Origin of the sequence: Mycobacteroides sp. H003, from assembly GCF_001440135.1 — a bacterium.
In the GTDB taxonomy this organism is placed as follows: domain Bacteria; phylum Actinomycetota; class Actinomycetes; order Mycobacteriales; family Mycobacteriaceae; genus Mycobacterium; species Mycobacterium gwanakae.
On the sequence record NZ_LJYL01000009.1, the window covers coordinates 332,156 to 349,247 of the forward strand.

Annotated in this window: 19 protein-coding genes and 1 tRNA gene; 12 read left to right on the forward strand and 8 right to left on the reverse strand. The window is 63.6% G+C overall.

All coding sequences use genetic code 11. From position 1 onward, the window contains the following. Positions 1-204: 204 nt before the first annotated feature. Complete coding sequence (locus AOT87_RS01865) at positions 205-1,332, reverse strand: nucleotide-binding protein (RefSeq protein ID WP_198528426.1); 1,128 nt, start codon at positions 1,330-1,332, stop codon at positions 205-207. Positions 1,333-1,809: 477 nt separating this feature from the next. Here AOT87_RS01865 and AOT87_RS28760 point away from each other — a divergent pair. From AOT87_RS28760 to AOT87_RS01880, 4 genes are all read left to right on the forward strand, one after another. After that, positions 1,810-1,888 (forward strand) — tRNA-Leu (locus AOT87_RS28760). Positions 1,889-1,991: 103 nt separating this feature from the next. Beyond that, positions 1,992-3,206: an NAD(P)/FAD-dependent oxidoreductase gene (locus tag AOT87_RS01870; protein WP_057966844.1), complete on the forward strand. Its 1,215-nt coding sequence runs from the start codon at positions 1,992-1,994 to the stop codon at positions 3,204-3,206. A 17-nt stretch (positions 3,207-3,223) separates the two neighbouring features. Then, positions 3,224-3,796, forward strand: coding sequence for a DUF4389 domain-containing protein (locus AOT87_RS01875; protein WP_057966848.1), 573 nt, complete (start codon positions 3,224-3,226; stop codon positions 3,794-3,796). Then, positions 3,793-4,416 carry a class I SAM-dependent methyltransferase gene (locus AOT87_RS01880; RefSeq protein WP_057966845.1) on the forward strand — a complete coding sequence of 208 codons (624 nt, stop codon included), beginning with the start codon at positions 3,793-3,795 and terminating at the stop codon, positions 4,414-4,416. The genes AOT87_RS01875 and AOT87_RS01880 overlap by 4 nt, the downstream gene beginning before the upstream one ends. Before the next feature lie 15 nt (positions 4,417-4,431). Here AOT87_RS01880 and AOT87_RS01885 read toward each other — a convergent pair whose 3' ends face one another. Further along, positions 4,432-6,831, reverse strand: a complete 2,400-nt coding sequence (locus AOT87_RS01885) for an FtsX-like permease family protein (RefSeq protein ID WP_234795842.1) — start codon at positions 6,829-6,831, stop codon at positions 4,432-4,434. A 128-nt stretch (positions 6,832-6,959) separates the two neighbouring features. Next, complete coding sequence (locus AOT87_RS01890; RefSeq protein WP_057966850.1) at positions 6,960-7,658, reverse strand: ABC transporter ATP-binding protein; 699 nt, start codon at positions 7,656-7,658, stop codon at positions 6,960-6,962. Between the two features lie 436 nt (positions 7,659-8,094). Here AOT87_RS01890 and AOT87_RS01895 point away from each other — a divergent pair, with 436 nt between their 5' ends. The 4 genes from AOT87_RS01895 to AOT87_RS01910 all read left to right on the forward strand — a co-directional run bounded on the left by AOT87_RS01895 (position 8,095) and on the right by AOT87_RS01910 (position 11,991). Beyond that, entirely contained in the window at positions 8,095-8,397 is a 303-nt protein-coding gene (locus tag AOT87_RS01895) for a hypothetical protein (RefSeq protein ID WP_057969782.1), read from the forward strand. A 15-nt stretch (positions 8,398-8,412) separates the two neighbouring features. Then, complete coding sequence (locus AOT87_RS28225) at positions 8,413-10,194, forward strand: TNT domain-containing protein (protein WP_057969783.1); 1,782 nt, start codon at positions 8,413-8,415, stop codon at positions 10,192-10,194. Next, positions 10,166-10,585 (forward strand): hypothetical protein, encoded by a 420-nt coding sequence (locus AOT87_RS28230; protein ID WP_057969784.1) that lies wholly within the window; start codon positions 10,166-10,168, stop codon positions 10,583-10,585. The genes AOT87_RS28225 and AOT87_RS28230 overlap by 29 nt, the downstream gene beginning before the upstream one ends. Positions 10,586-10,668: 83 nt before the next feature. Continuing rightward, positions 10,669-11,991 (forward strand): acetyl-CoA hydrolase/transferase C-terminal domain-containing protein, encoded by a 1,323-nt coding sequence (locus tag AOT87_RS01910; protein WP_057967239.1) that lies wholly within the window; start codon positions 10,669-10,671, stop codon positions 11,989-11,991. A 2-nt stretch (positions 11,992-11,993) separates the two neighbouring features. On the opposite strand, the gene AOT87_RS28950 is transcribed toward AOT87_RS01910, so the two are convergent. Next, positions 11,994-12,674, reverse strand: coding sequence for a DUF3060 domain-containing protein (locus tag AOT87_RS28950; protein ID WP_196325794.1), 681 nt, complete (start codon positions 12,672-12,674; stop codon positions 11,994-11,996). Positions 12,675-12,704: 30 nt separating this feature from the next. Between AOT87_RS28950 and AOT87_RS01920 the strand changes: the two genes are divergently transcribed. Continuing rightward, a complete protein-coding gene (locus AOT87_RS01920) occupies positions 12,705-13,094 on the forward strand; it encodes a VOC family protein (RefSeq protein ID WP_057967230.1) in 390 nt (129 codons plus the stop codon). A gap of 44 nt (positions 13,095-13,138) precedes the next feature. Next, positions 13,139-13,513 (forward strand): hypothetical protein, encoded by a 375-nt coding sequence (locus tag AOT87_RS01925; RefSeq protein ID WP_057967229.1) that lies wholly within the window; start codon positions 13,139-13,141, stop codon positions 13,511-13,513. Between the two features lie 30 nt (positions 13,514-13,543). Here the strand turns inward: AOT87_RS01925 and AOT87_RS29565 are convergent, their stop codons facing one another. From AOT87_RS29565 to AOT87_RS28245, 4 genes are all read right to left on the reverse strand, one after another. After that, positions 13,544-14,158 carry a hypothetical protein gene (locus AOT87_RS29565; protein WP_101312662.1) on the reverse strand — a complete coding sequence of 205 codons (615 nt, stop codon included), beginning with the start codon at positions 14,156-14,158 and terminating at the stop codon, positions 13,544-13,546. Positions 14,159-14,287: 129 nt separating this feature from the next. Next, positions 14,288-14,764, reverse strand: coding sequence for a hypothetical protein (locus AOT87_RS01940; protein WP_030094632.1), 477 nt, complete (start codon positions 14,762-14,764; stop codon positions 14,288-14,290). Then, positions 14,757-15,344, reverse strand: coding sequence for a hypothetical protein (locus tag AOT87_RS01945; RefSeq protein WP_057967228.1), 588 nt, complete (start codon positions 15,342-15,344; stop codon positions 14,757-14,759). The genes AOT87_RS01940 and AOT87_RS01945 overlap by 8 nt, the downstream gene beginning before the upstream one ends. A 177-nt stretch (positions 15,345-15,521) precedes the next feature. Further along, positions 15,522-15,992, reverse strand: a complete 471-nt coding sequence (locus AOT87_RS28245) for a lipoprotein LpqV (protein ID WP_109398646.1) — start codon at positions 15,990-15,992, stop codon at positions 15,522-15,524. A 145-nt stretch (positions 15,993-16,137) separates the two neighbouring features. Here AOT87_RS28245 and AOT87_RS01955 point away from each other — a divergent pair, with 145 nt between their 5' ends. Together AOT87_RS01955 and AOT87_RS01960 are read left to right on the forward strand one after the other, a co-directional pair. Continuing rightward, complete coding sequence (locus tag AOT87_RS01955; RefSeq protein WP_057967227.1) at positions 16,138-16,698, forward strand: cysteine dioxygenase family protein; 561 nt, start codon at positions 16,138-16,140, stop codon at positions 16,696-16,698. Continuing rightward, positions 16,695-17,063, forward strand: a complete 369-nt coding sequence (locus AOT87_RS01960; protein WP_046252793.1) for a rhodanese-like domain-containing protein — start codon at positions 16,695-16,697, stop codon at positions 17,061-17,063. Before AOT87_RS01955 ends, AOT87_RS01960 begins: the two co-directional genes overlap by 4 nt. The last annotated feature ends 29 nt before the right edge of the window (positions 17,064-17,092 follow it).

Genomic DNA, 17,092 nt, shown 5'->3' on the forward strand with positions numbered 1-17,092 from the left:
CGGCCGGGGACAGGGGACGGACACTGCTCACGCCTGCTGTGCGTTAGATGGCAGCTCGGAACTCGCCGTGTGCTGTCGCGGAAGTTGGAGCTTGCACCTTGCGGCGACCGATTGCCTGCTCTTTACCCATTGCCCATCAGCGCCGCCCAGCGGCGCTCGCGACCGAACTCACTTCAAGCTCGGCCACTCGCCAAGTTCAGTCCGTTAGGTCGGGTTAACGACAAAATTCACCGCTCGCAGCTCACGCGACAAGGCCTCTTTCCAGTTGCCTGAGAAGGGAATGTAGCCCACGCCGGCGAAGTCAGATGGGTGTTCGACCCCGTCGTTCAGCACGGCTACGCGATCGCGACCAAGCTTTCCGAAGAAGTATCCCATCTCGAAGATCACGTTCTGACGCGCGCGAGGGTGTAACTCTGAATCGCTGGTCCCCCCGATGTCGTCACTCGTGAGCAAGACGACGGCAAACTTGGCGGCGTCCGCGTGGGCCTGGAACTTTTCGATTATGGTCTGGCCACGGTTCGCCTGCTCGTCGAGAATGATGATGTCTGCGGTTAGGGATTGCTCGAGCCAGCGTGCAACCTCGAATTTCGCAGATGAATTACGTCCATGTACCAAGAAGACCGCCGCAGACACCGACTTATCCTCGCCGGTCGCCGGTTCGTCTACGTGGCCGGGTGTGCCCAGAACGCCAACGAAGTCTCGGACGGTCCGTCCTGATTCGACCAACGCCTCCCCCTGGCCGGTGAGCGATGGGCGTACGACACCGCCACCCCAGGCTTCCAGGCCCTCGATCAGCCCGTTGTTTTTGAGCCATACCGACGCTCCATCTACCTCATCCGTTGTGAGCTCCTGCTCGCGCCAATCCACCGACCGTGCCACGCCCTCGACGCTCAACGCAGGGCGTTTGTTACCGCTGATGGCTTCGTTAAAGAGCCAATGCATCACTGCTTGTCGAATGCTCCACCGACGGCTAACGAGGTTGTTTATGGCAGATGGATGAAGCTGACCTGAATCGCGTTGAACTGCTCCGTCTCCAAGATGCAGCCGAACATCGTCTTCACCTTCCAGCGCCGCCTTTCCTCGCGCTGCCGCTTCACGCAGCGGCGCCCATTGGTGATGCTCACTTGCGGCAGAGACAGCCGATCTCCAACCGGGTGTGACTCGGTTCAGGATCTGCTCCACTACGTGCGCATGCCCAGCAACGACTGCATCAGGGTCTCTTTGAGACACGACCGAACTAGAGCGATTGCGCGCCGGCGTATGGACGAGTTCGCTCGAGTCCATGAACTTGTCGATCTCATGTATCGCCCACGCCTTGTCGAGTTCACTCATAGGCCCAGTCTTACTGACCCGGCCCGTAACTATCTATCAGTTACGAACAGATGTAACTAGACGAGGACGTAGTCAAACGTCGTGACGGTCCCCTGCCAGTGCAGGCCTGACGTAGCCGCGTATACCGACGTGTTTGGTCCGTCGGTACAGAAGTCGAATACCGCGCCGGCTGGCAGGAGTTCCTCACATGGGCGAGGCGCAACTCCGATGTGAGTTCGTCGTGGCGCAGGCAGTCCGATTGGGCTGACACCGCATTGTGGGATGGGGAACCAAAGTTCAGGCGTGCAGGTCCGCTTCCCAATCCAGCGATTCGGCATTGTGCTCAAGCTCCTTCATAAGGAACGACGTTTTGGTCCAAGCTCTTCGCCAGAGTCCTCCGGCTCGTCTCAGGTTATTGATTTCCCGCACGCTGATCGACAAAAGTGAGTGGCCTCAGGATGCGTGACCAGCAGCGATAGGGGGCGAACGGGCGTCGCAGCGCCACGTGGTCCAAATGTGTGAGCTAGGCAGCGGACTTAAAATCCGCCAAGTGTCGGTTCGAGTCCGACTGGGGGCACAGAGTACGAAGTGATAACGGCCCTGGGGCCAAAACCGTGTACAGCGGGCTCGCCGCGGTCATACATTGAGCCGTGGAGCCAAAACGGCTCACGAGCCGACCCATGAAGCTGATACCAGCAGCGCAGGCGCCGTCGTTGCGGGTCCTGGTCGTCGGTGCCGGTGTCGGCGGTATCTCCATTGCGCGGGGGCTATTGCGCGACGGCCATGACGTGACTGTTTACGAGCAGCGTCCGGATGTGCACGCCGGTGGCGGTGCGGTGACCATCTGGTCCAATGGCGCCACGGTGCTGCGGCAGCTGGGCGTGGACATGGACAGGGCCGGCCAGCAGCTGTCCACGGTGCGGGTCATGACGTCGACGGGGCGCCCGCTGGCCACCTTGGACGTGGCCTCGATCGCCGACCGGCTGGGCGAGCCGATTCGGATGGTCCCGCGTTATGTCCTGCTTGAGCGGCTGCTGAAAGGCTTTCCGGCGGAACGTATCCGGTGTAATGCCAGGGCCGTTTCCGTGATGGGTGGACGTAACGGCGCGCGGGTCGAGTTCGCGGACGGCAGCGTGGCCGAGGGAGACCTGGTGATCGGCGCCGATGGCAGGCATTCACTCGTTCGCGACGCCGTCGGCGCAGACCATGCGGAGCCGACAGGCTGGTGCAGCTGGCAGGGGCTGACAGCTCTCCCGGACGGCGCCGATGAGCGTGACGCCTTTGTCGTCATCGGTGAGCGCGCAAGCCTCGGTCTGTGGCCTGCTGGAGGCTCCGATGTGCAGTGGTGGTTCGACCTGCCCTGGTCGTCCGGCTTTGTCAGACCCGAACGCCCGATCGACATGATCCGGTCCACGTTCGCCGGGTGGTCCGAGCCCGTCGATCGCGTGCTTGCGACGCTCACCGACGATGATCTGGCGCATTCGCCCTATCCGCATTTCCGCCATCCGATTCCCCGGCCGGGCCATGGAGTGCTGACGCTGCTCGGCGATGCGGCCCACACCATGCCGCCCACGCTTGCGCAAGGCGCCAACCAGGCACTGCTCGACACAATGGTGCTGTGCAAGGCGGTTTCGGAATTTCAGCGCGGCAACAACACCGATCTGCCCGAGGCGCTGCGCTGGTATGAGAAGACCCGCCGGCGCCGCGCCGCCGCCGTCTCCCGGGCTGCCTCGCTTCAGGTTTCGCACGGTGAGGCCGTGCTGAGAACGGCGGCGATGGCCTCGGACCGTTTCATGACGTGGGCACTGGCGACGTTCTTACAGTCGGTGAGTCATCGCCGGATGGCCGCTGACATCAGCCGGGGCCATGCCGCCGACACCGCCTGCCGGCCGTGATGTCCGACGCCGTCCGTGTGCGAGGCGCGATCGACGCGCCGTCGCGCTGGCTCTTTCTCGTCAAATGGTGCGTGTTGGCGGTGCCGCACTACCCCATATTGATCGTTCTTTATCTGATGTATCCGGTGCTGACCGTCGTCGCCGGTATCGCGATCTTGTTCACCGGGCGATATCCGCGAATCATCTTCGACGTCAACGTCGGAGTGCTGCGGTGGTCCTGGCGGGTGATGAACTACCGGTTTCCGATGAACAGCACCGATAGGTATCCGCCTTTCACGCTCGCCGCGCGGCCCGACTATCCCGGCGAACTCGACGTCGACTATCCAGAACGCCTCACCCAGTGGGCGGTGCTCGTGAAGGTATTGCTGGCACTGCCGCAGATCATCATCTGCTGGGCCATGGAGCCACTGCTGCAGGTGCTGGCCGTGATCTCCGCGGTGCGGTTGTTGGTGAGAGGCACGGTGTCGCAAGGCATGTTCGATCTCCTCATGGGAATCGTGCGGTGGCGTTACCGGGTCGCGGTGTACGTCTCGTTGATGTGCGACGAGTATCCGCCGTTCCGAATGGACTTGGGTGGCGGTGACACGTGAAGCACCGTAATCCGTTGTTCCCGTATATATATGGGCTCGGCATGCCGGTATTTGACCGGCTGTTCTATCGCCGATACCGGCAGGCGGCGATGAGTATGGCGACCGGCCGGTTGCTGATCGTGGGTCTCGGCCCGGGAACCGACCTCATGTTCCTTCCGCCCGCGGTGACATCGGTCGCGGCGGTCGAGCCGGAGGCGGCGATGCGCCGGATGGCTGGCGCCCTTGCGCGCCGCTGTGGCGTCGAGGTCGACATCGTGGAGGGGGTCGGGGAGGCGATACCGTTCCCGGACAACAGTTTCGACTCGGTGCATGTCGGGCTGGTGTTGTGCTCGGTGGACGATGTGGCGGCAACCCTCAGCGAGATCCGGCGGGTGCTTGCCCCGGGAGGCCGGTTGGTGGTTCTGGAGCATGTTCGCGGGGACGGCCTAATGGGGCGCTTTCAGGATCTGATCGCCAAGCCGTGGTCGTGGCTTGCCTCCGGATGCGAGCCGAACCGCCGGACCGTCGAAGCGATTGCCGCGGCCGGATTCGATACCAGCGGCCTGCGTAGCGTTCGACGAACGCTGGTTCCGCCGCCGTGCACGCCTCACCTGCAGGGCGTCGCCACCGTGTCCGAATAGCCCTATTCGACATCGTTATTCGACGCTGATGGCCTCGATGATGTTGAGCCGCGCCGCGCGGCGTGCGGGCGGGACCGAGCCCAGCAGGCTGATCGCCAGCGCGCCCACGGTGAAGGCCACGGCCATCGGGCTCGGCCGGAAGGTGACGTCGAAGTTCATGACACTGCCGCTGACGAGGCTGAACAGCCACTGATCAACCACACCGACCAGCAGCCCCGCGACACCGCCCACGACGCCGATGGCGGCGGCCTCGGCAAGAACCATGCCCAAGGTGTACCGGCGGCTGGATCCCATCGCGCGCAGCACACCGATTTCCCGGCGACGTTCGAGTACCGAGAGCGTCAACGTGTTGAGCAGCGCGACCGCGGCGACGAACACCACGATGACCCATACTGCGTTGGCGATCAGCATGCTTTGGTGCAGTGGGGCTTCCAGGCCGGCCAACGCGGCGCGGCCGTCGTACACGTAGTTCGGTGCGGGCACCACACCGCGGATACCGTTCAGCAGCCGCCCCGGATCTGTGCCGTTGGCGGCGGTGATTTGCAGTGTCGCCGTGCCCGGGCGGTCAAACCATGCCCGCATGCGTTCCAGGCTCATTCCGACGGTGCCGATGACCGTCGAGAAATAGGGCACCAAGGCCAGCACGGGTGTGCGCTGTGGACCGTGGGGTGTTTGCAGCTCCAGCTCGTCGCCCACCGAGACGCCGAGAGTCTTGCCCAGGTTCTGTGAGAGCACCACGCCCCGGCCAGCGAGTACGTTCTGACGTACCCGTTCGTCGAGCGCACGAAAGAGCGGATCGTGGGTGCCGGGGGAGAATCCATTGAGCATCACGCGGGTGCCGCCGATGACGGCGAATCCGGAGGCGCCTTCGACGACATTCGCGACGCCAGGAACCGCAGCCACCTCCTCGGTAAGACCGTGCGGCAGAACGTCAGTGGCGTAGCGGTCGGGTGAGTTCGCGCTCACCCAGACATCGACATCGGCGACCGGCGCGAAGATGGCGCGCGCGGATCGGATCATGTCGTTGTTCGTCCCGGTGATCACCACGGTGGTGACTACGGCGATGAGCACGGTCATGACCGTGGCCCACACCCGTCGCGGCGCGCGCTGGACCGTCGGCGCCGCCAGCGCCCCGGGCGCACCGAAGACTCGGGCCACGGTGGCTGTCGCACCGACGATGGGTCCGGCGAGCGCGAAACCCAGCGCGATCTCGGCGACGAACAGTGCTGCGATCGCGACGAAGGCAAGCGACCCTGGTTGGTAGAGCACGGTCAGCATCGATGCCGCCAACACCGCCGCCGCCACGACTCCGCTGGCGACACGCAGCCAACGCGGCACGTTGTCGGCCACGGAAACCCCGACGGGTGCCAGCGCCTCGATTGGTGACACCTTGTACACCTGCCGCGCGGCCATCGCCGACGCGGCCACGCTGGTCAGTACCGTCGCGGCGACGGCAGCCGGGATCGCGTAGTCGGGCAGCCAGTATTCGATGCGTGCTTCGAGCCCCTGGGTTACCGTCGGCGGCAATCGGCCAATCGCCTTTCGGCCCAGTAGAATTCCGAGAGCTGACCCGATGGTGCCGCCGATCAGCCCGAGGATCGCGGCCTCGGCGAGCATGTCGCGAATGATCGTGACGCGGCGGCCGCCGATGGCGCGCAGCATCGAGATGACCGGGCGGCGTTGGGCGATCGCCATGGTCATCGTCGTGTAGATCAGGAACGCCCCGACCACCAACGCGACCGCCGCGCCCATGAGAGCCATGTAGTTCATCAGCTTGACGCCGTCGCCGGCCCGCACCGCCCGCAGGCTCGGATCGGCGACGATCGCCCGGCCGTTCACGGCGGCGGTGACCCCATCCCGGACTGCGGCCAGATTCGCACCCGGCGTTGTGGTGACCAGAATCGAATCGAGCTGACCTTGCCGCCCGGTGACCTCCTGCGCCAACGGCAGTGCGGCGAGCACATAGTGCCCGCCATTGAGATCCGCGAGTTGCTCGCCCTGGAGCACCTCGGCCACGGTGACCGAACCCGAGCCGAGCCGGAATGTATCGCCCTTCGCGTGGCCGACGGACGGTCCGATCTGGACACCGGCGGCTTCCCGTGATGGCGCGTCAACCTTCACGCCGACAGCTTCTTTCAAGGCGCCTTCCAGCGCGGCGCTGCGGTCATCGGCGCCGAACAGTAGAACCGGTTCGGTATCGGTGGGTGCGGACATCCGGATCATCGGTGCCGCAGTCGCCACGCCGGGAACCTTGGCGACATCGGCCAAGACCGCTTCGGGGAACCCGGCATCGGTGATACCCGATACCTCGAGTGCGGCGACTCCGGCGACGCCGTCCGCAAGCCGGTTGACCGATCCGGTGATCGACCCGAAGATTCCGAATATCGCCACGAGATACATTGCGGAAACTGCCATTACGGCGATCGAGGCGATGGTGCGCCGACGATGTACGGTCAATTCGCGCAGACTGAACACACGTAGCCTGCTCGCTGCGGCGGCGATGGCGGCTCCGGGGCCGTGCTGCTCCTGGCGTCCGCGACCACTCACCCTGGCGCCACCGACATCTCGTCGGAACCGAGCCGACCGTCCTGCAGTGTGATGACCCGATCGGTTGCAGCGGCGGCGTCGGCGTTGTGGGTCACCATCACCACCAGGCGGCCGGAGCCCTCTTCGTGGGCGACCTCGGCGAGCAGAGCCAGGATGGCGGTGCCCGTATGGGAATCCAGGTTCCCGGTGGGCTCGTCGGCAAGGATCAGCGGCGGGTCCATCATCATGGCTCGCGCCACCGCGACGCGTTGCATCTCGCCGCCGGACAGTTCGGCCGGGCGGTGTTCGGTCCGCTTACCGAGGCCGACCCGGTCCAGCAGCCGAACCGCGTCCGCCTTCACCTTGCCGAGGCGGACGCCGTCGAGCAGCTTCGGCACCGCCACGTTCTCCCACGCCGAGAGCGTGGGCAGCAGGTTGAAGAACTGAAAGACGAACCCGACCCGATGATGGCGGAACTCCGACTGTTGCTCGTCGCGGAGCCTGCCGATCTCTTCACCGTCAAAGGTGATCGATCCCGAGTCGGGGCAGTCCAACGCCCCGAGCAGATGCAGCAGTGTGCTTTTCCCCGCCCCTGATGGCCCGACAATCGAGACGAACTGGCCGCCGGACAGGCGCAGGCTGATCTCGTCGAGGGCGCGCACCGTCTGCCCGCCAACCCTGTACTCGCGCACTACATTGCGCAGTTCGATGGCCAGTTCGCGCTGGGGTGTATCGGCGTTGTCCAGTTGTCTCAAGGTGGCCTCCCGCGAGACCGAGTTACCCGGCGCGCGGAGGCGCGGTCGGGATATGCGGAGCCTACTCCCGGCGTTCTCGCCACATATGGTCTTAAGTGAGGTTCCTAAGTGAGTCCCGCAACCCCCATTGGTCGAGCACCGGCCACTGAATCAGCTGCGCGCCGTTTGAGTCCGGATGGGGGCAGAGTGCATATGCGGACATATAGACCACGTCCTAGTCACGAGGCTCACAACTAGACGGTCATATCGGTACGTGGAAATTGCGACCAGCCGGGAGAGCGCTGGCCAGTAGCGTTGCTCGCACCCTGCGAAATCGTGGATACCGGAATCTGGCTACTGCGTATAGTTTGGCTAGCAGCAGTTCGTATTGCTGTATCAAACCGCAGGGGGCGTTGGGGTGGTAGATCGGATTAAGGCCGATTTGGACGCGTTGGGAAAGCTGCGTCCGCAGGTTCAAGAGCTAGCTCAAGCGATCCAAGGTGAGACAGCCGCGGGGGCGGCGTCCGGCGGCAGTGATCCGGCGTTGGCGGCGATCGCATCGTTGACAGGTAGGACGTTGCCGAACGCCCAGAAGATTGTCGCCGGATGGATGAACGTGTTCGGCGAAGTATGCGAAGCCGGTCGGCAAGGCTTGATTGCGAATGAGGAGCACGGAGTGGCGCTGATGAAAAGCGTCCCAACCTTGGGTCGTAAGGGCTGACCGAGGACATCCGCTATGTCTCCCACTAAACAGCTGATTCTGAATACCGACCAGAATGCCTACCTGGCTCCGATACAGGGCTGGAAGCAGTCCGTGCAGAAATTGGAGTCACGGACTGAAACGTTCAAAGGTTATGTGGACAAACCAGGTGGCACCTATTGGGAGGGGCAGTTCGCCGAGGCAGCCCAGCAGAACGCCGGCGATGGCCTGAAAACTGTTGGTTCCATTCGCGACTCGATCGATGGGCTTGCTGACGAAGTCACGTCCACTGTCACCTACAGCGTGTTGCCGCCGTTGACCGCCGCTAAGGCGATCATCAATCACGCTGAGCAGCAACAAGGTGTGACGGTCAACGATGATCTCTCCATGACCTATACCCCACCCAGCGGTATGAGTGATGAGGCCGTTGAGAAAAGCCGTCAGGCCGTGGCAACCATGGCCAAGGAGCTTAAGGACAGCGCTGATAAATGGTGGGCAGCAACACAAACTGTCAAAAGCCAGATTGAGACCGGTGAGGCCAAGGTCGCGGGTGAGTTGAATCTTGCGGCCGCCACGTTCAACGTCAACAATGCCGCTGCCCAGACAAAACCTGCCGATGTTCCCGGTGCGAAAGATGCGAACTTCTATAAGGAATGGTATCCGCGGTCCAGCACACCGGCCAGCACCGAAGCCGCAGCCGCCACTGCAGTGGATCCGCACGCACCCAAGCTTGGCCCGCCCTTACCCGGCGACAAGCCGCTCCAGCCCGATCCGCGGGCGGGGGGCCTAACCGGGAACTTGGGCGCGCTGGGCATCACGGACCCGAAGAGTCCGTTGGAACGGCAGCCGCGCCCGGCAGCACCGAAGCTAGACCCCAACAGTCCACAAGGCAAAGCTGCCATCGACCAGATGCGTGGATATTTGCAGAAGATCTACCCACCCGCCGAGGCAGAGCAGCGGCTTCAAGAGGCAATCAAGGGCGCTCAACAAGACCGTCCCATGGTCGCGGTGCCAGAACCTGGTCCACAAGAGCGAGTTAAGGAAACCTTCAAAGACGCCTACCGTGCTAGCTGGGATGAGGGCATCAAAGGCATCCAAGACATGGTGGGTGCCAACGGACTTGACGATTTCAAGGACGCCTGGAAGAACACTGGCGAAGGACTACTGCACCAGTTAAACCCGATCAACAATGTCATCGACGGAATCGACGAACTCAAAGGCGCTGTAGATAACCCGGAAGCCTTCCTCGGCCACAAATCCGCCATTGCCACCCAGATGGTTCCGGGTCTAATTCTCGGTGGTGAAGGAGCAGCCGTCAGGGCAGGTCTCCCTTCCGAACTCCTCACTGAAGGTGGAGCACCGGCAGCCCTGCTGCGGGACTGGAATGCCACAGGCGGAATGCCATGGAAGGACTTCGAAAGTAAGTTCGGCACACCCGAAACCCGTAACTGGCCCGACAACGATGGCTTCCCGCTAGGTCACACTCCACAGCCTGCGCAGCTACCTGCAGGAACAATCATTGACCGGTTCGGCTCTGAAGGTGGACGCTATCTCGCGCCCGATGGAGCCCCGTTCGCTGATAGGTCACTCGCGCCGGAATCAGTTGGCGGAGATTACAACCGGTATATGGTCACCGGAAAGCCACTGCCTCCGGGCTGGGCGATCGTGGAGGGTCCTGTCGCGCCATACTACGGTCAGGTCCCGTCGCCAGGCGCTGCGCAGTACATGATTGTTGGACCAGAGGGCGTCAAAGTATCTGTAAGAGAACTAGTTGACAGAGGAATCCTGGATGACTACGGACCACCCCTTGGACGCTAAGTCTGCTGAACTGCAAGCAGAAATAGACCAGCTCTCCGAGCGACTTGGAGTTCGTTCGATGCCTGTCGGGCTCCGAACCAAGGACGATCTCAACATCTTTGTCGATGAGGGCGGCAGATACCATTTCGCGTTCTACGAACGCGGGAAGTTGGGGTTCGACCAGGTGGGTAGCCTCGATGATCTTCTCTATTGGTATTGCGAAAGTGTTGTTACCCAACAAGCGGCCAGGCGCGTAGGCGACCGTAAAGAGCGTTTCAAGTACGAGTACGAATGGTTGAGCGAGTTCAGTACCGACTGGGCCAAGAGAAGAGTGCGCGAACTCTCCGCAATGTTTCGCAATGGACAGCCTGAGGACGTTTCGTTGCTCCCCGATATCGGCGAACCCCTCTAGCAGCCTTGTTGCGTGACTACCAACGGTGAGCCCCGCAACCCTTTGGTCGAGCAACGGCCAGCGGTTCATGCAAGATGGGTGCCATGCCGCAGGAGCTCACCGCCGAACAGGCCGCTGCACTGTTGAACCGCGCCGACTCGCTGGGAATCCCTCTGGGCCCCGGCCAGCCCCCGGCCTTGCTGCGCGCCCTCGGCGTGCGCCAGGACTGGACCGATTTGCGGGTGTATGGCGCCCTGCTCGCCGTCGGCACTGAACTGTTCTCCCGGCCAGGTGTGCATTATCTGTCCGGCTTTTTCGGCCCGCTTGAGCGCGCGTTGCGGGATATGGGTGCCGATATCGAGTTCGCCGCCGCGGACTTTCGCCGGTTCGGGCCGTTGCTTGAGCGCCAGTCGCCACGGGTGATGACGACCGTCGCCACGCCGCCTGACGCGGACGGTTGGTGCTCCCTCTCGCTGCACGCGGGCGGGACGATCGGTGAATTGCGCCGCGCGGGAGCTGATCCCGGGCGGCTGCTGATTGTCGAAGTCTCGGACGGATATCCACGCACTGCCGGGTTCGGGGAGCAGCATCGCCATGCGCTGCACGTCGATGAGATCGACATCCTGGTGCGTTCGACGGACGCGCCGCTGGCGCTGCCCGGGGGCGATGCGGGGCCGTCGGATGTGGATCGGGCCATCGCGCAGCACGCCGTGGCTTTCATCGGCTCGGGGGCGACGTTGCAAACCGGAATCGGCGCTATTCCCAACCAGATTGCGACTTTGTTGGCGGAGGGCGATGGCGGTGGCTATGGGCTGCACAGCGAGATGTTCACCGACGGCTGCATGCAGCTGCATCGCGCCGGCAAGGTCACCAACACCGGCAAGGGGCAGTACGACGGCGTGAGCGTCACGACCTTCGCGTTCGGCTCACCGGACCTCTACAAGTGGCTGGACGGCAATACCGATGTCGCGTTCCTGCCGGTCGAGATTGTCAACGCGCCAGAGGTTATCGGCGCCAACAACGACATGATCTCGATCAACGGTGCGCTCTCAATCGACATCCAGGGGCAGGTTGTCGCCGACACCATCAACGGAGGGCAGTTCAGCGGGATCGGTGGCGCCGAGGACTTCGTGGCCGGGGCCGGGCTGGAGCTGTCGGACCGCTCGCTGATCTGCCTGCCCTCAACCTTCGAAAAGGATGGTGTGCTGCAGTCGCGCATCGTGCCGTGGTTCGGCCCGGGTGCCGTCATCACCACGCCGCGTCATCAGGTCGACGTGATCATCACCGAGTACGGCGCCGCAGAGCTGGAAGGCAGAACGGTCCGCGAGCGCGGAGAGGCGCTGGCATCCATCGCCCACCCTCAGTTTCGGGATGAGCTGTTGGCGGCTGCTGAGCGTGCGTCGAATGGCCGCTCGCCGGTCCGCTGAGCTCAGCCCTGCTCGACGGTGTTGTTGTTACCGGACTTGGAGACTTCCGGTTCCCCGGCGTAGTAGGTGACCTTGTTGTCGAAGCCCGAGACGCCGATCTTGCGGGCGGTTTCCAGGTGCACCGTGTTCTCGACACCGGAGACCGTGAGGGTGTCGCAATTGCCCGTGATTTCAACGGTATTGGACACTCCGCTGACGTTGACCAGACAACCGTCGCAGTTGACCGCGACCTGTTTATGCGTGCCGGAGACGTTGAAGGTCGAACCCGCGGGCACGAATGTGGGGCCCGCGGGCGCGCTCGACGAGGAAGTCGCGCGGGTCCGCGTCGGAAGCGGCACGAGCGTCGACCTGACGGGCAGTGTCGCCGTGGGGCTCGAACTCGTCCGCACGTGCTGGGGCAGTGTGGGTTTGGCGGCGTAGAAGACGAGTCCGGCCACTCCCGCCGTGACCAGGGCGAAGAAGACTATGAATCGCCGGCGGAATCTGCGGACGGAGGGCCGGGGCGGATACGGCGTCCCGTAGACCGGCGGGAGCGGGTACTGGCCCGACGCCGTCGGCGGATACGGGTTCGGTTTCGTGACACCCAGTTCCGACGTCCGCGCCGTCTCGTTCAGGGAGCGTTCCAGCTCTCTGATTCGGGCTTCGGGGTCACCGTCCGGCTCCACCCACAGATAGTCCCACATGGGGGCCGGCGCGACGGTAGCGTTTTGACTATGGGGTCCTCCGAGATTGTCGCTGCCGAACCACAACTGTTCGTCACCGACTTCGAACGCGCCATCGGCTTCTACGTCGACACGCTCGGATTCGAAGTGGCCTTCACCTACGGCGAGCCGCCCTTCTACGGTCAGGTGCGGCGCGGAGGGGCGAGCCTGAACCTACGCAAGGTCAATGGCCCCGTGTATGACGGCAATTTCCTTGCTACGGAACATGATCCGCTTGCCGCCACGCTCACGACCTACAAGCTGGGCCCCTTGCACGACGAGTACCAGGCGGCGGGTGTGGTCTTCCATCAGCCCCTGCAGACCGAGGAGTGGGGCAGCGTCACCTTCATCGTGAAGGACCCCGACGGGAATCTGCTGTTGTTCTCGGGTGCGGAAGCCTGAAAAGAAGCTCTCGCCATCCGGGCGCTGAGCGATGACAATGAGGCATGCGATTGCCAACCTCATTTGAAGGACTTGTGACCGACGGCGGCAAGTCCATCGTCTATGGCGAGCCGTACACGACGGCCGACGGCACCTTGGTCATCACGGTTGCCAAGGTGCGCACCCGGGGCAGCGGCGCGGACGGCGCACCCCTGGAAACGCGCGCGAGACCACTGGGCGTCTTTGTCGTCAAGGACGGGAATGCTCAATGGCAGCCCGCCTTTAACGCCGACCGTGCCTCGACATTGGGCATACTGACCGGCTTGATCTCGGCGGTGTTGGGACTGACAGCCCTCATCCGGCGGCCACCGTGGCCAGATCTCACCTTGCCGGGTTGGTCGCCGGCGGAAAACCCGCACTGGTTCCGCGACAGGCGCTGACTGCTCAGCGCCCGTCGCGGTAGCCAATCACTACTTCGGGGTGACGGTCTCCTTGAAGGTGCCGTCGCCCTGGTTCAGCCAGGTGATGGTGCCCTTCTGGAATTCGCCGATCCAGCCGCCCTTGGCGACGTCGGGTCCGCCGGCCGTCTCCGCCTCGTCGGCGGTGGGGAAGCCGAGCGTGCCGCCTGCGCCACCCTGCTCGGTGTACACCTTCAGGATTTCGCCCTGAACCAGATGTGCACCGGTGGACGGCGAGCTGAAGATCGTGCCCTTGGCGAAGGCCTGCACCGTGCCGTCGCCCACCTTCTCGGGCTGACCGGTCGGCAGGCCGAGCTTGGCTTCTCCACCGGCCTTGGTGTACGCCTCGGCAACCGGCGGCTCCAGCGTCACATCTCCGACACCTGGCACGTTGACGGTGGAGGGCGCCCCGGCCACGACGGAGGACACCGCACTGCTGGCCGACGATGCGGCACTCGATGCGGCGCTACCACCAGCGCTGATGGCCGAGGATGCCGCACTGGTCGCGCTCGACAGCGACTCCTTGGCGGCGTTTTTGTCATCTTGAGAACACGCGACAACGACTGCTGCGGACATGGCGACGATGGAAACCGCGCCTGCTGCTCGTTTCATCAGATTGGTATCCATGAACCGAACGTAACAATGCAAACGGGGCCAATAGGTGAGTTTTTCGATGTTCACCAATTGGTCATCGGTCGATTTCGGTGGAAAAAGGTGCGTTGAACGCACGAAAATGCACCGAAATTACGCAAAAAACTACGAAACCGGTGTGAGCTCGCAGACGTAGTCGCCGACGACAATGTGTACCTCGGTCGCGTCCGGCACCGTGGGAGTGGGCACGACATTGAGTTGGAACTGCTCGCGGCCGAACTCATCGGTGGTTCCCGGCCACTGTTCCTGCAGGATGTCGCTGATCAGACCGGCGACTGCGGGTTCGGTGATGCGGTAGGTCTCGGCCTGGCAGAACTTCGAGTACACCTCGGTGACCCGGATGCGTGCCTTTTCGATGGGCAGGGTGCCCAGGTCATCGCCGGTTTCCGGGTCACGTACCGCGGTCCCGGTGGCCCCGATGACCGAGAAGATCATCCCGACCTCGACACCGGCCTCATCGCCCTTGTTGACCAGCACCGAGTAGCGGTCGACGATATCGGCGACCTTCCCGATGATGGGGTCGACGGGCTCCGGCTCCAGCTCACCAGCCGATTGCTCCGCTGGTTTCGTCTCTTCAGGCATTGCCCACGCCGACGGTGTAGTTGTTCGGGCGCGACGCGGTCTCGATCTTTTGCCGCTCCGGCTGTCCGGCGGTCTCGGCCGTCGCGAAATCGGTCTTGGCCTTGGCCACCGCGGTGCTCGAGACATTCTCCGACTCGCGCAGGGCCTGGAAGGCGTGGCGCAAAGTCAGGCGGCTGATGGTCAGCGCGAGGTTCAGCGCGCTGGAGGCGGACTGCTTGTTGCCCTCATTGAGATCGTTCGAGGCGGTCGCAAGGTGCTTGTCCACGTCGATCATGCCCTGCAGGGTCACCATCGTCGCGTACGCCGACTGCCCGACATTGCGATCAAGCTTGTTGCTCTGCTGAATGCGGTGATACAGATCGGCAATCAAGATCCCGGAGACGAGAGCGAGCAGCGGTGTGACGATGCCCTGCACGAATCGGACGAGCTCGGTATCGCCTGCCGTGAAGCCGACAACCGCCGCGACGATGGTTGCGACAATCGCCGCTCCGACGATCGTCCAATGAACAAGCGTGGGCTTCGGGGGAAGCTGATCTGAATTTGCCAACGTCGTTACCGTCCGTTCGGTGAGTGGACACATTCATTGCATCCGTGACCCCATGAGCACTGACCGGAGCATGCTAACACCGTGTACAGGTTCATCCAAGGTGAGGTTACGTGCATTACTCGATGTTTGCTGAGTGTTGCGATCGCGTCAGATTTCTCCGAATATTGTTGAATCGCAAGGAGTGTCGATAAGGGCCCTATCGGGCAGTTCTTAGCACTGCTGCTCGGCTGCGGCGTTCGTCGCCACGATCACCGCAGCTTGCCGGTCCGCGGGCAGTTCGTGCCAGGACTTGTGAAAAGTCCCGGGGCCGACGTTCCCATTGGTCTGGATGGACTGCAGGTAGCCCTCCACGAGCTGGGCGGGACCATCCTGCTTCCCGATCATCCAGTCGGCGGCCGCACGGCAGGCTTGGTAGTACTCCTCCTCCAGGGAACTGGGTGCGGCGTCCACCGACGTTGTGACGCCCGCCGGGGACATCCCCGAGCCGGAGGCGGGAGGCTGTGCCGCCGGTGCCTCGATCGGGGTGGCGGAGGTACCGGCCGGGTTGGGGGCCGCCTTCTCGTCGGATTTCGACGTGCATGCCGCACCGATCAACGGGACGCAGAGGGCCATCAGGGTCGCGGCGATGCGGATTGGGGCGGTCACCACTCCAAAGTAGCAAGTGCCTACCAGCGGCAACATTTACTCACTCAGAGCTTTTGCTCTGGAGGCAAAACCGCTGGAAAACGCCGGTACCATTTCAGCTGTGATGGGACACAGGGGTTTTCAGGGGTGGTGTTGCGGCTAGCCGCCACCATCCCTGCCCCTGCCATCGATTTGAGCCTTCATGACCACTGCATCTGTCCTGGATCTGCGCCGCCCCGCCTCCGCCGGATCCTCGCCCACTCGCCTGCGCCTGCCGGATCTGCTCCGCATCACCGATGAGGGCGCCGACGACGCCCTGCACGGCCGCTTCGACCATCTGCTGCCCGAGGGCGGCCTTCCGGTCGACGAGCGCTGGGCCACCCGCATTCACGCCGACGACGAGCTCGATGTCTGGCTGATCAGCTGGGTGCCCGACAAGTCCACCGAGTTGCACGACCACTGCGGCTCGCTCGGCGCGCTGACCGTGCTCAACGGCTCGCTGCATGAATATCGCTGGGACGGAAGCCAACTGGTGCGCCGTCGGCTCGACGCAGGCGATCAAGCGGGATTTCCGCTGGGCTGGGTGCACGATGTGATGCGCGCACCCGAGGCTCCCGTGCGCATCGCCACCGGACCCACGTTGAGCGTGCACGCGTACTCGCCGCCGCTGACCGCGATGTCGTATTACGAAGTAACCCAGGCCAAGACGTTGCGGCGCAGCCGCACCATCCTTACCGACGAGCCCGAAGGGCCGGCGGCATGACGGTGCATGATCTGCTGGCCACCGCGCGTGGTCGGCTGCGGCGCCTGCCCGCCGACGAGGTCCCCACCGCGCTGGGTAGGGGCGCATTCCTGGTCGACATTCGCCCCGCGGCACAACGTGCGCAAGAGGGCGAAGTGGTCAACGCCTTCGTCATCGAGCGCAATGTCCTGGAATGGCGGCTGGACCCCGAGAGCGACGCCCGCATCCCTGAGGCGGGCAATCACGACATCGAGTGGGTCATCCTGTGCCAGGAGGGCTACACCTCCAGCCTGGCCGCGGCCTCGCTGCAGGAGATCGGTCTGTACCGGGCCACCGACGTCATCGGCGGATACAAGGCCCTCAAGGACAAGGGCATCCTGATCTAGGCGGGCACCACGTGCGCGAGGTCCAGGAC

What these genes read in the sequence shown, in the direction of transcription:
- AOT87_RS01865 (WP_198528426.1), bottom strand. Translation starts at nt 1,332, where the DNA reads ATGAGTGAACTCGACAAGGCGTGGGCGATACATGAGATCGACAAGTTC.
- AOT87_RS01885 (WP_234795842.1), bottom strand. Translation starts at nt 6,831, where the DNA reads ATGGCAGTTTCCGCAATGTATCTCGTGGCGATATTCGGAATCTTCGGG.
- AOT87_RS01940 (WP_030094632.1), bottom strand. Translation starts at nt 14,764, where the DNA reads ATGCCTGAAGAGACGAAACCAGCGGAGCAATCGGCTGGTGAGCTGGAG.
- AOT87_RS01925 (WP_057967229.1), top strand. Translation starts at nt 13,139, where the DNA reads ATGCGATTGCCAACCTCATTTGAAGGACTTGTGACCGACGGCGGCAAG.
- AOT87_RS01870 (WP_057966844.1), top strand. Translation starts at nt 1,992, where the DNA reads ATGAAGCTGATACCAGCAGCGCAGGCGCCGTCGTTGCGGGTCCTGGTC.
- AOT87_RS28950 (WP_196325794.1), bottom strand. Translation starts at nt 12,674, where the DNA reads ATGTGGGACTATCTGTGGGTGGAGCCGGACGGTGACCCCGAAGCCCGA.
- AOT87_RS01920 (WP_057967230.1), top strand. Translation starts at nt 12,705, where the DNA reads ATGGGGTCCTCCGAGATTGTCGCTGCCGAACCACAACTGTTCGTCACC.
- AOT87_RS01945 (WP_057967228.1), bottom strand. Translation starts at nt 15,344, where the DNA reads ATGTGTCCACTCACCGAACGGACGGTAACGACGTTGGCAAATTCAGAT.
- AOT87_RS28225 (WP_057969783.1), top strand. Translation starts at nt 8,413, where the DNA reads ATGTCTCCCACTAAACAGCTGATTCTGAATACCGACCAGAATGCCTAC.
- AOT87_RS28230 (WP_057969784.1), top strand. Translation starts at nt 10,166, where the DNA reads ATGACTACGGACCACCCCTTGGACGCTAAGTCTGCTGAACTGCAAGCA.
- AOT87_RS29565 (WP_101312662.1), bottom strand. Translation starts at nt 14,158, where the DNA reads ATGGATACCAATCTGATGAAACGAGCAGCAGGCGCGGTTTCCATCGTC.
- AOT87_RS28245 (WP_109398646.1), bottom strand. Translation starts at nt 15,992, where the DNA reads ATGTTGCCGCTGGTAGGCACTTGCTACTTTGGAGTGGTGACCGCCCCA.
- AOT87_RS01960 (WP_046252793.1), top strand. Translation starts at nt 16,695, where the DNA reads ATGACGGTGCATGATCTGCTGGCCACCGCGCGTGGTCGGCTGCGGCGC.
- AOT87_RS01955 (WP_057967227.1), top strand. Translation starts at nt 16,138, where the DNA reads ATGACCACTGCATCTGTCCTGGATCTGCGCCGCCCCGCCTCCGCCGGA.
- AOT87_RS01910 (WP_057967239.1), top strand. Translation starts at nt 10,669, where the DNA reads ATGCCGCAGGAGCTCACCGCCGAACAGGCCGCTGCACTGTTGAACCGC.